Source organism: Paraburkholderia sp. CI3 (assembly GCF_050436505.1).
Lineage (GTDB): Bacteria > Pseudomonadota > Gammaproteobacteria > Burkholderiales > Burkholderiaceae > Paraburkholderia > Paraburkholderia tuberum.
In genome coordinates, this window is sequence record NZ_JBNDMI010000003.1 from 1,617,348 (window position 1) to 1,631,006 (window position 13,659).

At 61.5% G+C, this 13,659-nt stretch carries 14 protein-coding genes and 2 pseudogenes; 11 read left to right on the forward strand and 5 right to left on the reverse strand.

The genetic code is table 11. The features are described 5' to 3' along the window. Nucleotides 1-79 precede the first annotated feature (79 nt). From OKW29_RS16070 to OKW29_RS16100, 7 genes and pseudogenes are all read left to right on the forward strand, one after another. The gene (locus tag OKW29_RS16070) at nucleotides 80-346 is read left to right on the forward strand and encodes a hypothetical protein (protein WP_429291730.1); all 267 of its coding nucleotides are present in this window, start codon (nucleotides 80-82) and stop codon (nucleotides 344-346) included. Nucleotides 347-437: 91 nt separating this feature from the next. Beyond that, nucleotides 438-740 carry a hypothetical protein gene (locus OKW29_RS16075; protein WP_184072834.1) on the forward strand — a complete coding sequence of 101 codons (303 nt, stop codon included), beginning with the start codon at nucleotides 438-440 and terminating at the stop codon, nucleotides 738-740. A gap of 195 nt (nucleotides 741-935) precedes the next feature. Continuing rightward, entirely contained in the window at nucleotides 936-1,154 is a 219-nt protein-coding gene (locus OKW29_RS16080; protein WP_184005151.1) for a hypothetical protein, read from the forward strand. Between the two features lie 346 nt (nucleotides 1,155-1,500). Further along, nucleotides 1,501-1,707, forward strand: a complete 207-nt coding sequence (locus tag OKW29_RS16085; RefSeq protein WP_429291731.1) for a hypothetical protein — start codon at nucleotides 1,501-1,503, stop codon at nucleotides 1,705-1,707. A 225-nt stretch (nucleotides 1,708-1,932) separates the two neighbouring features. Continuing rightward, nucleotides 1,933-2,088, forward strand: a complete 156-nt coding sequence (locus OKW29_RS16090; protein WP_429291732.1) for a DUF3309 family protein — start codon at nucleotides 1,933-1,935, stop codon at nucleotides 2,086-2,088. Nucleotides 2,089-2,193: 105 nt separating this feature from the next. Then, nucleotides 2,194-2,286, forward strand: a pseudogene (locus OKW29_RS16095) (sugar dehydrogenase); the annotation flags it as partial. Between the two features lie 655 nt (nucleotides 2,287-2,941). Next, nucleotides 2,942-3,016, forward strand: a pseudogene (locus tag OKW29_RS16100) (AsnC family transcriptional regulator); the annotation flags it as partial. A 23-nt stretch (nucleotides 3,017-3,039) separates the two neighbouring features. Here OKW29_RS16100 and OKW29_RS16105 read toward each other — a convergent pair. The 3 genes from OKW29_RS16105 to OKW29_RS16115 form a co-directional block, all read right to left on the reverse strand. Further along, a complete protein-coding gene (locus tag OKW29_RS16105; RefSeq protein ID WP_429291733.1) occupies nucleotides 3,040-3,828 on the reverse strand; it encodes an alpha/beta fold hydrolase in 789 nt (262 codons plus the stop codon). An 88-nt stretch (nucleotides 3,829-3,916) separates the two neighbouring features. Further along, nucleotides 3,917-4,264, reverse strand: a complete 348-nt coding sequence (locus OKW29_RS16110; protein ID WP_429291734.1) for a DUF4148 domain-containing protein — start codon at nucleotides 4,262-4,264, stop codon at nucleotides 3,917-3,919. A 376-nt stretch (nucleotides 4,265-4,640) separates the two neighbouring features. Next, nucleotides 4,641-5,684: an alpha/beta fold hydrolase gene (locus OKW29_RS16115; RefSeq protein WP_429291735.1), complete on the reverse strand. Its 1,044-nt coding sequence runs from the start codon at nucleotides 5,682-5,684 to the stop codon at nucleotides 4,641-4,643. A 303-nt stretch (nucleotides 5,685-5,987) separates the two neighbouring features. Between OKW29_RS16115 and OKW29_RS16120 the strand changes: the two genes are divergently transcribed. The 3 genes from OKW29_RS16120 (at nucleotide 5,988) to OKW29_RS16130 (ending at nucleotide 8,396) form a co-directional block, all read left to right on the forward strand. Next, nucleotides 5,988-6,959 (forward strand): LysR family transcriptional regulator, encoded by a 972-nt coding sequence (locus tag OKW29_RS16120; protein WP_429291736.1) that lies wholly within the window; start codon nucleotides 5,988-5,990, stop codon nucleotides 6,957-6,959. Nucleotides 6,960-7,138: 179 nt separating this feature from the next. Then, entirely contained in the window at nucleotides 7,139-7,855 is a 717-nt protein-coding gene (locus OKW29_RS16125; protein WP_429291737.1) for a cytochrome c biogenesis CcdA family protein, read from the forward strand. 1 nt (nucleotide 7,856) lies between these two features. Beyond that, complete coding sequence (locus tag OKW29_RS16130) at nucleotides 7,857-8,396, forward strand: thioredoxin family protein (RefSeq protein ID WP_184024470.1); 540 nt, start codon at nucleotides 7,857-7,859, stop codon at nucleotides 8,394-8,396. A gap of 84 nt (nucleotides 8,397-8,480) precedes the next feature. Here the strand turns inward: OKW29_RS16130 and OKW29_RS16135 are convergent, their stop codons facing one another. Then, nucleotides 8,481-9,347, reverse strand: a complete 867-nt coding sequence (locus OKW29_RS16135) for a MipA/OmpV family protein (RefSeq protein WP_429291738.1) — start codon at nucleotides 9,345-9,347, stop codon at nucleotides 8,481-8,483. 511 nt (nucleotides 9,348-9,858) lie between these two features. Between OKW29_RS16135 and OKW29_RS16140 the strand changes: the two genes are divergently transcribed. Continuing rightward, on the forward strand, nucleotides 9,859-11,325 hold the full coding sequence (locus tag OKW29_RS16140) for an amidohydrolase family protein (RefSeq protein WP_429291739.1): 1,467 nt from the start codon (nucleotides 9,859-9,861) through the stop codon (nucleotides 11,323-11,325). A 60-nt stretch (nucleotides 11,326-11,385) separates the two neighbouring features. Here OKW29_RS16140 and OKW29_RS16145 read toward each other — a convergent pair whose 3' ends face one another. After that, the gene (locus OKW29_RS16145) at nucleotides 11,386-13,626 is read right to left on the reverse strand and encodes a beta-glucosidase (RefSeq protein WP_429291740.1); all 2,241 of its coding nucleotides are present in this window, start codon (nucleotides 13,624-13,626) and stop codon (nucleotides 11,386-11,388) included. Between the last annotated feature and the right edge of the window lie 33 nt (nucleotides 13,627-13,659).

A 13,659-nucleotide genomic window follows, 5' to 3' on the forward strand; every position in this document is an offset into this window, starting at 1 on the left:
GTGCGTTAGTGATGTCCGAGCAAACGAATTGCTCGAAACCACTCGCAACACTGCGAAAACTTCTTTCAGGAGACTCACCATGAAAACGCTGATGATCAAAGACCTGTCCGTCACCGAACAACTCGACAGCAAAGCCATGCAAGCCGTACGCGGCGGCTTCGGCCCGAGCAAGTACTACAGCTTCGCCCCGGTCTATGCGCCGACCAGCGTCAAGAACACCACCACCACGCAACTGATCAGTAACGAACTGAACTTCCAGAACGCCAACGGCAACGATGTTGCGCTCGCCAGCGGCATCACGTCGGACTTCTCGCCGTATATCGATTCGAGCAACAGCAACCACTAATAGTGCGTGGTGCGGCGAGGCGCCCGCAGCCGCGGGCCGCTTCGCCGCGAGCCATTCATGTCCGCTTTCCGTACGTCTTTGGAGAAACGCCATGTCATCCCTCATGATTCGCGATCTGTCCGGCACGCGCGAACTCGACCGCCGGGCCATGTCCGGGATCGCCGGCGGCACCGGCAGCAACGTGCCCATGCCCTCGGGCCTTGGTGGTCTCGGCAGCCTTGCCGGCATCGCCAACGTCAACGTCAACGTCAACGTCACTCAGAAACTGGATCAGCAGCAAATCGTCAACGTCGCAGCGCTCAATGACATCGGTTCGATCGGCCCAGGCGTCGTGCTGCCGCTGAAGCTGAAAGTCGACCCTATCCTGTCGGGCGCCAATTACTCCGCCGTGTAAGCCGGGGCAGCAGCGGGGGACTGGGGGTTCCTTCACTGCCGCGGCAACACCACGGCCATCCGCGCCGCGAATGGATTTCCTATACTGATAGTGCGTTGAGACCTCAATACAACGAATGACACGCCGAACACATTCCGAGCACGGCGGCCGGCACCCGAACGGGTCTGGCCGCCGGAGCGTCTTTCTGGAGCCATCATGGCCAAGCTGAGCATCAAGGATCTGACCGAAAGCGTCGAACTGGACCGCGAGGCGATGGCCGCGATCGTCGGCGGCGCCCGTGTCGGCGCGCGCTCGAGTCTCGCCGCGCCGCTGGTGCCGGCCGCGATGCGAGTCGTCGAGTACCCGCCGGGCTTTCCGGCCGCGCATCTGCGTATCGCGGAAGCAGCCTCGCCGCGTAGACGCCAGCGCCGCTAGCATTCCTCGCCGGGGCGTTTCACCATCACGGCACGCGCATACGGCGCGTGCCGTTTCTGTTTGCGCTTGCGATTGAGTGTTGGACGCCTGAGTTCGCCACGCGCGACGCTGCGCTGCGCCCCAACCATTCGCTCGTGACTCGTGGGACCCGCGCAAACACATCGACGCGCAATCGCGATCGGGTTCAGTGCGATTCAACGCGGCTATCGCGCGGATCCTTGCCAGGCTTCGCATCGCGGCCCCCGCTCCATGTTGCGGCGCACGTTCCCTCACATTGGCATAGGCCTTGCAGAAATCGATGCGGGCGCCGCACTGTGCTCGCCTTTCCACGTCAAGGAGAAATGCCATGAAAGCCACTGTGATCATCAAAGACCTGCCGCCCGGCGCGGGCGAGCCATCCGACGAGAAAACGCTGAGCGCCGAACAGATGAAGACGCTGCGCGGCGGCCGCTCGGTAGTCGTCAAGGTGGACGGTGGCGGCACGGGTACCGTCGACGAGTGGGACATCAACACCGCGATCTTCGAAGGCCGCATCAGCGGAACCTATCTATAGGACGCGCGACGTGTCCGCAATTGGAAAAACGGCACCCTGCTCAGGTTTTGAGCGCGAGGGGTGCCGTTTCAATTGGCTCGAGAATCTCCGCACGCGCCGCGCGCCGTCCCGGTGATCTGATTAAAGGATCGACCTTGGGCACAAGGTTTGCTCCCTAGGGATTACCCTGCGGCCTTGTGGCCAACGTAGATAAAGCAGGTCTCTCAACCAGGCGGAGGTCATAACATGCTAGGAACCCTTCTTCTAATCGTGCTGATTCTGCTGCTGATCGGCGCATTTCCAGCGTGGCCACACAGCCGATCGTGGGGCTATGGTCCGACCGGTGGACTCGGCATCGTACTGATCGTGGTGATCGTTCTGCTGGTTGCCGGTGTGATATAGACCACGCGTAGTGGACTGGAACATGAGGCGGGCCGCCGTCTATCCGCGCGATGTCGCGTGCCGATAGGTGGCGGCTTCGCTTTTTCGTCGTTGCCGAAGCACTCGATGGAAAAGTTACTGGCCAATCAGGTCGCGCTTATTGCCGGCGCAAGTTCGGGAATCGGCTATGGCATCGATATCGTGGTCGCGAATGCCGGGCTACAGAAGGACGGAATATTCGCCGACATGACGCTCGGCTTTTCGAACAATGGCTAAAGCCCGATACGCGGACCATCGGGGTTGCCGTCGTTCGATTGCTCGAATAGATCGACATCTTCGAGCCAGGCACGCTGCCTGCTGAAACTCCTGCGTATTCGAACTTCAATACGAAAGGAGATGACATCATGCCTTACCTACTTGGCTGGCTGCTCGGCGTTCCAGTGATCGTACTGATCATCCTGTACCTCATTTTCCATTGATATCGCGCGGTACAGACGATAAGGATGACGTTGTTCCCGCGGCGGCGGTATGCGGATCGTTTCATGGTCAGCGTACCGCCGCCATCAGCGTGCCCATCCCTACCAGCAAGCTCCCCATCAGACGGTTCACGATGCGCAGCCGCGTCGGCCGCTGTAGAACCGTACGCAGACGGTGCGGGAAGATTGCCGCCGATGCCACGCCCAACGCGAATATCAGCGCAAAAGTACTGCCCAGCAAAAGGTACTGATGATTGGCCGACCAAGGCGCTTCATTCGACGAGGTACTGATGGGACAGAACCGGTGAAGCCGCGAACGTGCCGTATCTCCATTGTCTGAAGCCTCGAAAACGAAGGGTATATCCGCGGCTATGTCGCATTGCTCGATCAGCAAAAACAAGATCGCAGGCATTCGCCATAGCCGCTCGATGTTCGCGCTGCACTGCATGAAGAGCATTCCGTCAATCGCAATCCGATTGACGAGACTGCGCGCGCTTCAGTGCGCGGCCCGCGAGGCGGCGATGATCGCGTCGGCCACGGCCTGCGGCTGGCTCAGCATCGCGACGTGGCTCGTGGCGACGCGCGTGATCTTCGCGTCGATGTGTTTCGCCATCTCCAGTTGCAAGGACGGATCGATCATGCGGTCGCGGCCCGACACCACGAAGTACGACGGCTTGCCATGCCACGCGGCGTTCGTCACCTTGTCGTCGATACAGCCAGCGGCCCAAGGCTGCTGGGTCGCCGCGATCAGGCGCTTTTGCGGCAGCGGCAGATCCTGCGCGAAGTCGTCCAGCACCGCCTGGGTCGATAGCGTCAGATAACCCGCCGAGTCCTTGCGCAATTCGCTCGCCCAGACTGGCGCGGGTTGGTCCTTCGTGATGTCGGCAATGGACTGACTGTTGTCCGGCGCAAATGCCGCGACGTACACGAGGCTCTTCACCTTGTCGTCGTTGCCGGCCTCGCTGACCACCACGCCGCCCCATGAATGGCCGACCAGAATCACAGGCCCGTTCTGCTGCGCGATCACGCGCCGGGTTGCCGCCACGTCGTCGGCGAGCGAGCTCAGCGGATTCTGCACGGCCACCACGTGCAGGCCGCGCGCTTCGAGCAATGGGATCACTTTGTCCCAGCTGGACCCGTCAGCGAAAGCGCCGTGTACGAGAACGACGTTCTTGCCCTTCAGGTCATCGGACGGCGCCGCCTGCGCGGACTCCGTGGCCTGCAACGCGAACAGTCCGCCCAGCAACAGAACGGAACCCAGAATTTTTTTCAGCAGCGTGGTCATCGTTTTTGTCTCGACAGGTTGAGTTAAACAAGGAGTCCGCGCGTCGACGTGAGCCGATGCACGCGGACGGCCTGCTCATTTGCATCGATCACGAATGCGCGTAGATGGAACCGAGGCCGACGATGTGGGAGCCGTCGTACACGCGATCCGCCGCCGCATGCTTCATCGGCACGTGCGAGCCCGAAGCGGAACTGCCGTTCGCGACGCCACCGTAGGCGGCCGCGTCATGGCCCGCGCTGATGCGCGCCTCGGCCGCTTCGATGTTCTGCGGGTATTGCGTGTTGTCGCTGGCCGGGTTGTAGCCGGCCTTTTCCAACTGGACCAATTGCGCGCGGACTTCGGCACGTGTGAGTGCTTGTTGCGGCTGCGATTGCGCGAACGAAACGACGGGAACGGCGACGAGTGCGGCGACGATCAGCGATTGAACGAGTTTCATGAGTCTTCTCCGGGTATCGAACCATCAGGGATAAGGATTGAGCGGGACGCGAAGCCATCGACGCAGATACACTGTGACGTCCCGCCTGATTCACACGCAACGTTGTGAATCAACCTTGCGTGAAGACATTAGAACGCTCCAACGTATCTGCAATGTTTTCGTCACCCCCCATTTCTGCAAGCGTGTTTGTCTGCGTATGCCGTTGATACATTGCGATACAAAGACCCACTTCCGAACATGCCGAGCAGGGCCGGCGTCGCATGCGTCGTGCGATTTGCAGGTGTGTTGCAAATGGCCCGCTCATGAAAAAACCCCAGCAGCCGTACGTTCGACTGCTGGGGTTCCGTTCAGAAGAAGCCGGCGCGCGCCGGCTCCATCAAAGGCGGGTGACGTCGAGAATCGCATCCGCAAAGGCTTTCGGCGCTTCCTGCGGCAGGTTATGGCCGATGCCGCCGCTGATATTGCGGTGCTGATACTTGCCGGTAAACTTCTTCGCGTATGCTGCGGGCTCGGGATGCGCGGCGCCGTTCGCATCGCCTTCGAGTGTGATGGTCGGCACCGCGATCGTCGGTCCGGAGGCGAGGCGCTTTTCGAGTTCGTCGTATTGCGGTTCGCCCTGCGCGAGTCCCAGACGCCAGCGATAGTTGTGAATCACCACGGCAACATGGTCCGGGTTATTGAACGATTCGGCGGAGCGCTCGAACGTGGCGTCGTCGAAATTCCATTTCGGCGAGGCGGTATGCCAGATCAGCTTGTTGAAGTCATGACGGTTCGCTTCATAGCCCGCGCGGCCGCGCTCCGTGGCGAAATAGAACTGATACCACCACGCGAGCTCGGCCTTCGGCGGCAACGGCGCGCGGTTCGCGTCCTGGCTGCCGATCAGATAGCCGCTCACCGACACCATCGCCTTCACGCGTTGCGGCCACAGCGCGGCGACGATGTTCACCGTGCGCGCGCCCCAGTCGAAGCCGCCGAGCACGGCCTTGTCGATTTTCAGCGCGTCCATCAGGTTGATGATGTCGACCGCGACCACCGCCTGTTGACCGTTGCGCGGCGTATCCGCCGACAGAAAACGCGTGCCGCCGTAGCCGCGCAGGTAAGGCACGATCACGCGATAACCGGCCGCCGTCAGCAATGGCGTCACTTCGGCGAAGCTGTAGATGTCGTAAGGCCAGCCATGCAGCAGAACGACCACCGGTCCGTTCTGCGGGCCCGCTTCCGCGTAGCTGACGTTCAGCGTGCCCGCATTGATCGAGCGAATGTTCTCGAACGACGCCACGCGCGCGCCCGCTTTCGCATTGCCGGCCGCGTCGGCCGATTGCGCATGCGCGAGCCCGCTCAGTCCCAATTCGAGCAGGCTGATACCGGCAACCGCCGTTCCGAGAAAGCGGCGGCGGCGACTATTGATCTGATCCGACATGGTTGTTCTCCTTCAAGCAAAGGCTTTGATACGGAATTGATCGGGTCCGCTCGCGCGCGATATCACACAGCCGCATGCGAGCGCCGTGCAGGCGGAGCGGACTTCAATGGCAATCTGAAACGAATCGAACGAGACGGGTAGAGCGAATCTGAAACCGGAGATGCTTGACGACTGAATCACTGGCTTACCGCTGTCGCAACGCTTGAGATAGATAGTGACAGCGCAAGCCTTCATCAGCAAGAGCAACTAAGTTCACATATCGTTGCCTTGTAGGCAACACATTAATTGCAATCGACAAATCACATGCGCGAGATCAACCAGCAACGCCTTCGCTACTTCAACGAGGTGCTGACGCACGGCACCATCCGCGGCGCCGCCGAAAGCATCAATACGTCGCCCTCCGTGATCACGCGGCAGATCAAGCTGCTCGAGGACGAACTCGGCGCGGTGCTGTTCGAGCGGCAGCCGCGCGGAGTCAGGCCGACCGAAGCGGCCACGCATCTGCTCGAATTCTGGCGCGGCTACCGTTCGCAGCAGGAGAAGCTCGAAGATCAATTGCATGCGTTGAAAGGCCTGCAGCGAGGGCAGATCCGGCTCGCGGTCAGCGAAGGCTTCGTCGATACGCTGGTCGACGATGTGCTCGCGCCATTCTGCGTCCAATATCCAGAACTCGAAATCGGCCTCGATATGCTCGCGGTCGACGCGATCCAGGAAGAAGTCGCCGAAAGTCGTGCGCATATCGGGCTTGCGTACAATCCGCCGCCTCATGCGCGCCTCGAGCATCGCGCGAGTTCGCCGCAGCCGGTCGTGTTGTTGCTAAGAAGCGACCATCCGCTCGCGAAGCGCAAGCGACCCGCGACGCTCGACGACCTGCGCGCGTGGCCGCTCGCGTTGATGCCACCCACCTTTGGGATCGGTCATGTCGTCAAGATGACGGAACTCGCCGAAAACGTGTCGATTCCCGCGACGCTGACCACCAACTCACTGAGCGCATTGAAGCGCTTCGTCACGGTCGACAACTTCATGACGCTGATCGGCGAATTCGCTGCCTACCGCGAAATCGCGAGCGGCGAATTGACGACGATACCGATCGCGCATCCGCTGTTTTCCCGCGCGCAGGCGCGTGTGCTCGTCAAGACCGGCCGGCCGCTCGCACCGGGACCTCTCGAATTGCTGCGCTGGATCGAGGAGCGTATGCCGATGTTCTCCACGTCCAGCGCAAATAGCGTCGCAGCCGCGACCGGAACCGCGGTGCGTAAGCGCAGGGCGCGCTGAGCCAGCGTTCGGCTACCGCCGCCTCGCCCCCCGCGCGCATCGGTTCCTCAACCGATTTGTGTCGCAATGTATCCGCGCCATACGCAGACACACTACATTGCAAGCGCGCCTGATCCCGACATAAACCAGATACGTGCGGGCGTTCCAATACGGCCATCCCAGCCAACGGAACGCCCATCATGCACAGTACTCTCGAAACTCCGCTCGCCCTGCTCGCCGGGCTGCTGACGATTGCCTCTCCCTGCGTGCTGCCGGTGATGCCGATCCTGCTCGGCACTTCCGTCGAACGACCGAGCCGCACGCGGCCACTGTTTATCGTCGCCGGCTTCATTCTGACTTTCGCGTCTTTCGCGCTGCTATTGGGCGCGGTGTCGAGCACCGTGCACGTCGCGCAACAGGTACTGCGCAATACCGGCATTGCGTTGCTCGCACTGTCCGGGCTTCTGCGTATCTGGCCGCGCCCTTACGACTGGCTCGTCGCGCAACTGCAAGGGCCGCTCGAGCGCATCGGCGCGGCCATTGCGCCAGGTACGCAACCTGGCAGCGGCAACGCGGGCGGCTTCGTGCTCGGCATGTCGCTCGGCGCGGTATGGACGCCCTGCGCCGGCCCCGTGCTCGCGTCGATTCTGGTGCTCGTCGTGAAGGCTCAGGATCTCGGTTGGTCGGCTCTGCTGCTCACGCTGTATGCGATCGGCGCGGCGATTCCGATGCTCGCGATCATCTACGGCGGCCATTACGTGACGCGTCATGTACGTGTGGTCTCACGTCACGCGGAGCGCCTGCAACAGGTATTCGGCGTACTGGTGATGCTGACCGCCCTCGCCATCTATTTGCAGTACGACGTGCTGCTGTACGGGCGGCTCGCCGGTCTTTTCCCCTCACTCAAAGGACTTTGACATGACTACCCGCTTGAAAACCTTCGCACTGTCCACCGCGTTTGCCGCCTGCGCGTTGATCGCGACGAGTACGGTCGCCATCGCCGCGCCGCAGGAAAGCGGCTCGCCCGCACCCGAGCTCACAGGCATCACGCAATGGCTCAATAGCGAGCCGCTCAAATTGCAGCAATTGCGCGGCAAAGTGGTACTCGTCGACTTCTGGACCTATAGCTGCATCAATTGCGCCAACACGCTGCCTTACGTAAAAAGCTGGAACCAGAAGTACAAGGATCAGGGGCTCACGGTGATCGGCGTGCATACGCCGGAATATCCGTTCGAACGCGACACCGGCAACGTGAAGACCGCGCTGAAACGGTTCGGTATCAGCTATCCGGTTGCGCAGGACAACCAGTACGCGACCTGGAATGCCTATAACAATCAGTACTGGCCCGCGTTCTATCTGATCGACAAGCAAGGTCATATCGTCTACACGCACTTTGGAGAAGGCGCCTATGCGCAGACCGAAGCCAGGATTCAGGCGCTGCTCGCGCAGAAGAATTGACGAAGCGCTTGCTGACTCGTAGAACGGGAAAGCCCGCTGCACCCACGCGATCGGGTGCAGCGGGCCTTCGTTTTTGGCGGACGACTAAAAGAGGTAATTGGCGAAAAGGCCGTACGTAATCTGACTCGTCTTTTCGGTGATGGGGCTGTCGGTCGCGTCGCCGCGCAGCCACGCGAACGACACGCTCGCGCCGACGTTCCAACGCGTTGCGATCCGGTAAACCCCGTTGACTGAGAAGCGCAACTGGTTCAAACCGGAGCTGGCCGAGTAGGTCGGCAATCCCGAGCGCGCGCTCTGCTCGGAATTCACGCCAAAATAGGTTTCGTTGTACTTGTCGCTTCCCCACGTCAGGCCCGGGCCTGCGCTGAGCGTCAGTTGCGCAATGGGTTGATAGCGTCCCAACAGATCGAAAGTCGCGACGGTGCCGCGATCGTTGCCGGCAATATCGGTCAAAACGCTCGCGCGTGCCGTGACGAAATCCCACGTATAAACACCGAACAGCTCCGCGTGCGCGGTGCGTTTGACGTCGCCGAGTCCGTGCAGCCGCGAGTCGTCGGACTCGCTGCGCGGTTCGATGAAATCGTAGGTCAACGCCGCGCCGACGCGCCAGTTACTATCACGATACAGATATGCGCCCAGCGATAGCACCGAGCCCGCGTCTGGATTCGCGCCGATAAAGAAGCGGTCGTAATTCACGCTCACCGACGGCACCACCTCCCATTTCGTGCCACTCGCGCCCGGAAATTTCGGCATGTTCACGACCCCTGCGCCAACCGCAAAGCGCCACGGGCTCGCGCTCGCGCCAGGCGCCTGCGTCACTTCCGGCGCGCCGATGGAGAACAGGCTTTCCGACAGACCGAGCGTATCGTCGGCCATCGCCGTGACGGCAAACAGCGACAAGCCAGCCCCCGCCAGCACCTTGAGCATACGCGGCTTTGACACATCGATCATTTCTGTTTCTCCGTGAAAAAATTAGAAAAGACTGAATGCGATTTTTCCGATCCCGGCATTCATGGAGTGGCGGCGAAATTGTGAAATAGTTGAGTTTCTAATTGCAGCGGCGTTAAAAGAATGACCGATCGCCTCGCTCGATAATCGCGATGATAGAAAATACTTTTGTAATAGCCGATGCATCCGCTTTATTGGGACGTTTGTTTGGCACATCTCTCCCCCCCAAGCAGGGTAGGGAATCGTGCCTTATTTCGGGGGATTCACATACAGAATACGTGGCGTGAGCATAGCCCGTTCTTTTCACCCGTCGCAAGCATATTTTTCTAATTACATGCTGCAACCGCGTAATCGAGAAATAGATGCGATTTCAATGCTTGTATCAAGCGACGCGGAATTTGCCATCCTCGTTCGTAGGCGATAATCTGTGCGGGCTTGACTTTCGCGTCGCCAAGTGTGAAATGTAGTCAGATGGCGGCTTTCGATGCACGGTGATCTACGTTACGGGTGAGCTATGCCTTCAGGAAAGTACATCGGCGATAAAAGAGTCGGTCCGTCGTTTTCATGTCTTTGTGACAAGTCTCAAGCGCAGTATGCCAACCGCCGTATCAGTGCCGATCTGTCGCGGCGCGGCTTCGTCACCGGTCTCGCCGCTTCGATGCTGAGCCTGGTTCTGCCCGGTCTTGGCAATGCTCAAACCACCCAACCGCCAGCACCGCCGGACAAGCCGGTGCTGTTCACGAACTTCCGCTTGTTCGACGGCAGATCGTCGACGTTGCGTGACGGCCTCTATATGGTTGTCGAGGGTGACAGCATCAGCCAGTTGGGTCGGGGTCAACCGGCTTCGATCGACGGCAAAACGCTCGTCGATTGCGGTGGCAAGGTGATGATGCCCGGCATGATCGACATGCACTGGCACGCGCTGCTCGCGGCAGTGCCGATTCAGGTCATCCTTCAATCCGACATTGCATTCGTCCATCTTGCGGCAAGCGCTGAAGCCGAACGTACGCTACTGCGCGGCTTCACAACGATACGCGACGCGGGCGGCCCGTCATTCGCGCTGAAGCAGGCAATCGATAGCGGCATGATTTCCGGGCCGCGAATCTATCCGTCCGGCGCGATGATCACGACCACCGGGGGTCACGGCGATTTTCGTGCGCTGAGCGATCTGCCGCGCGCCGGCAACCAGGTCACCCAACTGGAACGGGACGGTGGCTTCGCGATCGCCGACAGCGAAGACGAAGTCCGCTTGCGGGTGCGCGAGCAGTTCATTCAGGGCGCGACGCAGATCAAGCTGGTCGGAGCCGGTGGGGTATCGACGCCGCGCAGCCCGCTCGACATGCTCACGTTTACCGAAAAGCAGTTGCGCGCGGCCGTCGAAACAGCGGCCGACTGGGGCACCTATATCCTCTCGCATGCGTACACGTCCGAAGCGGTTCAGCGCTCCGTTGCGGCAGGCGTGCAGTGCATCGAGCACGGTCATCTGATGGACGACAGGACTGCGGCGTTGATGGCGAAGAACGGCACGTGGTTGAGCACGCAGCCGTTCGTCAACGAAGACGACGCGGGTCCGCTCGCCCCAGCGATCCGCGAAAAATTTCTTCAGGTGATCGCGGGCACCGACAGGGTTTTCAAGCTCGCGCGCAAGCATGGCATCAAGGTCGCGTTCGGCACGGACCTGATCTTTTCGCAGGCCGTGGCCGCACGGCAAGGCACGATGCTCACGCATATGAAGGCGTGGTATAGCGCAGCCGAAGCATTGGGCATCGCAACGGGCACCAATGGCCAGCTACTCGCGCTGTCCGGGCACCGCAATCCGTACCCGCGCAAGCTCGGTGTACTCGAGGAAGGTGCGTACGCCGATCTGCTGCTCGTCGACGGCAATCCGCTCGAGAATCTCGACCTGATCGCGAACCCGGAGCAGAACCTGCGCATCGTGATGAAGGATGGAAAGTTCTACAAGAACACGCTGAAAGCGTAAACAACAATACAGGCGGGCGCGCAACCTGGCGCGCCCGCATTCGCTACACCGTCACACTATTTAGCCGTGCCCCTGCAGACGGATGTCGCGCGACGATGCGCCGACGTACACCGAGCTGCCCGGCACATAGAGCCAACGGTTGCTCGTCGTATCCCACACGCTCTGCATGCGCTGCGTCACGACAACGTGCACACGACGCGATTCGCCCGGGTTCAGACCCACCTTGTCCCAGCCGACGAGACGCCGCGGCGGTTCACCCTGATACGGCACGCCGAGGTACACCTGCGGCACTTCCGCACCGGCGACGCGACCATCGTTACGCACGTTGAACGACACGTCGATCAGGCCGCCCGGCAGATGCTGAACCGACAGACCCGAGTATGCGAAGTGCGTGTACGACAGGCCATAGCCGAACTCGAACATCGGCGTGATGTTCTGCGAGTCGTACCAGCGATAGCCCATATCGAGCTTCTCGGCGTACACCGGGTTCGCCGCAAACGCGCCATTCGTGCCCCACGTCGGCGTATCCTGGTCGCGCACCGGGAACGTGACGGGCAGCTTGCCGGAAGGATTGACCTTGCCGAACAGCACGTTCGCAATCGCATTGCCGCCGCCTTCGCCCGGATACCATGCTTCGACAATCGCCGACACGCTATCCTTCCACGGCATCAGCACCGGGTTGCCGCTTTCGACGACGACGATCGTGTGCGGATTGGCCGCCGCAACTGCTTCGACGAGTGCATCCTGGTTGGTCGGATTCGCGAGGCCCAGGCTCGGCAGATCGCCGATATCCTCACCGGCCGGCTGCGCGACCACGACGATCGCGACGTCGGAGTTGGCCGCCAGCGTGGCCGCCTGGGTGATCTGCTGCTGCGTGTAGGCGGCAAACGGCGACTGCTGATCGCTGTTGCCGGCGAAGGTCACGGTGGCCTGCGGCGCGAGCGCCTTGATCGCCGACACGATCGGCGTGTTCAGCTTCAGCCACGGGTTGGTCCACCAGCTGCAGCCCGTCTCCGTGCCGAACGTCAAGCCGCCGCAACCGGCGAACGCGCCCGTCACCGGATCGCGGGTGTTGCCTGAACCGCCGCCCGTCAGCACCGCCGCGTCGGCATGGCCGCCGATCACCGCGATACGCGACAGCGAACCAGCGGCGAGCGGCAGCTGATTGCTGGCGTTCTTCAGCAGTACCATCGACTGCTCTTCGACCGACTGCGTGAAGGCTCTCGCGGCCGAGAAGTCGATGGTCGCGCCACCCTTCGGCGGATCGTCCATCACGCCCGTGCGGATCATCACATACAGCTTGCGCTCGACCATGTCGTCGAGGCGCGCGGTCGACACCGAGCCGTTCGCGATCGCCTGTTTGACCAGCGTGGGCGTCAGATAGACGGTCGAACCGACGTCTTCCTCCTCGTCGAGACCGGCATTGATCGCCGGTGCCGTGCTATGCGTCGCGCCCCAGTCCGACTGCACCTGACCTTCGAAGTGCCAGTCGTTCTTCAGCACGTCGTTGAGAATGTGCGGGTTCTCGCAGGCCTGGATGCCGTTGACCTCGTTGTAGCTGCACATCACGCTGCCGGGCTGCGCGCGGCGCGCGGCGATTTCGAACGGCAGCAGATAGAGCTCGCGCATCGTGCGCTCGTCGATCTGGCTATTGCCCCCGCCGCGGTTATGTTCCTGCTCGTTGCCCATGTAGTGCTTGATCGTCGCGATGACCTTCTGGCTTTGCGTGCCGTCGGTGCGCTCGGCGAGCATCTCGCCGGCAAGCACCGGATCTTCGCCGAGATACTCGAAGAGCCGGCCACCGCGTGGCTCACGCGCGAGGTTGGTGCCACCGCCGAGCCCCATGCCGAAGCCCTGCTGACGCAACTGGATCGCGATCTGCTTGCCGAAGTTCCACGACAGCGCGCGGTCCCAGCTCGCCGCTACCGCGAGCGTCGCCGGGAAGGTCGTCGATGGCTGGTTGGTGCTGCCCGAACCCGTGGCCGAGTCGACCATGTTCAGGTCGGGAATGCCGAGACGCGGCACGCCCTGAATGTAGCCCGCGCCGCCGCCCGGCACGGCGGACATCGCGTACTGCGAGTGAATGAACTGCAGCTTTTCGTCGATCGTCATCTTGTTGACGAGCGTTTCCGCGCGCCGATGCGCCGCGGCCGACGCGAACGCGTTCAGCACCGTCGACATGGGCGCGAAGTCGAGACCAGGAGTGGGGATGTCCGCGTGCGCAGCGGCGGGCGCAGCGGCGTGCGCAGCGGCGCTCACGGCCGCCGCAATCGCGACGGCCGGCCATAGTTTCTTCTGCATAGGTGTCTCTCCGAAATTGTGCTTTTCTGGGGC

Coding starts and splice junctions, on each gene's coding strand:
- OKW29_RS16070 (WP_429291730.1), top strand. CDS start 80: ATGAAAACGCTGATGATCAAAGACCTGTCCGTCACCGAACAACTCGAC.
- OKW29_RS16075 (WP_184072834.1), top strand. CDS start 438: ATGTCATCCCTCATGATTCGCGATCTGTCCGGCACGCGCGAACTCGAC.
- OKW29_RS16080 (WP_184005151.1), top strand. CDS start 936: ATGGCCAAGCTGAGCATCAAGGATCTGACCGAAAGCGTCGAACTGGAC.
- OKW29_RS16085 (WP_429291731.1), top strand. CDS start 1,501: ATGAAAGCCACTGTGATCATCAAAGACCTGCCGCCCGGCGCGGGCGAG.
- OKW29_RS16090 (WP_429291732.1), top strand. CDS start 1,933: ATGCTAGGAACCCTTCTTCTAATCGTGCTGATTCTGCTGCTGATCGGC.
- OKW29_RS16105 (WP_429291733.1), bottom strand. CDS start 3,828: ATGACCACGCTGCTGAAAAAAATTCTGGGTTCCGTTCTGTTGCTGGGC.
- OKW29_RS16110 (WP_429291734.1), bottom strand. CDS start 4,264: ATGAAACTCGTTCAATCGCTGATCGTCGCCGCACTCGTCGCCGTTCCC.
- OKW29_RS16115 (WP_429291735.1), bottom strand. CDS start 5,684: ATGTCGGATCAGATCAATAGTCGCCGCCGCCGCTTTCTCGGAACGGCG.
- OKW29_RS16120 (WP_429291736.1), top strand. CDS start 5,988: ATGCGCGAGATCAACCAGCAACGCCTTCGCTACTTCAACGAGGTGCTG.
- OKW29_RS16125 (WP_429291737.1), top strand. CDS start 7,139: ATGCACAGTACTCTCGAAACTCCGCTCGCCCTGCTCGCCGGGCTGCTG.
- OKW29_RS16130 (WP_184024470.1), top strand. CDS start 7,857: ATGACTACCCGCTTGAAAACCTTCGCACTGTCCACCGCGTTTGCCGCC.
- OKW29_RS16135 (WP_429291738.1), bottom strand. CDS start 9,347: ATGATCGATGTGTCAAAGCCGCGTATGCTCAAGGTGCTGGCGGGGGCT.
- OKW29_RS16140 (WP_429291739.1), top strand. CDS start 9,859: ATGCCTTCAGGAAAGTACATCGGCGATAAAAGAGTCGGTCCGTCGTTT.
- OKW29_RS16145 (WP_429291740.1), bottom strand. CDS start 13,626: ATGCAGAAGAAACTATGGCCGGCCGTCGCGATTGCGGCGGCCGTGAGC.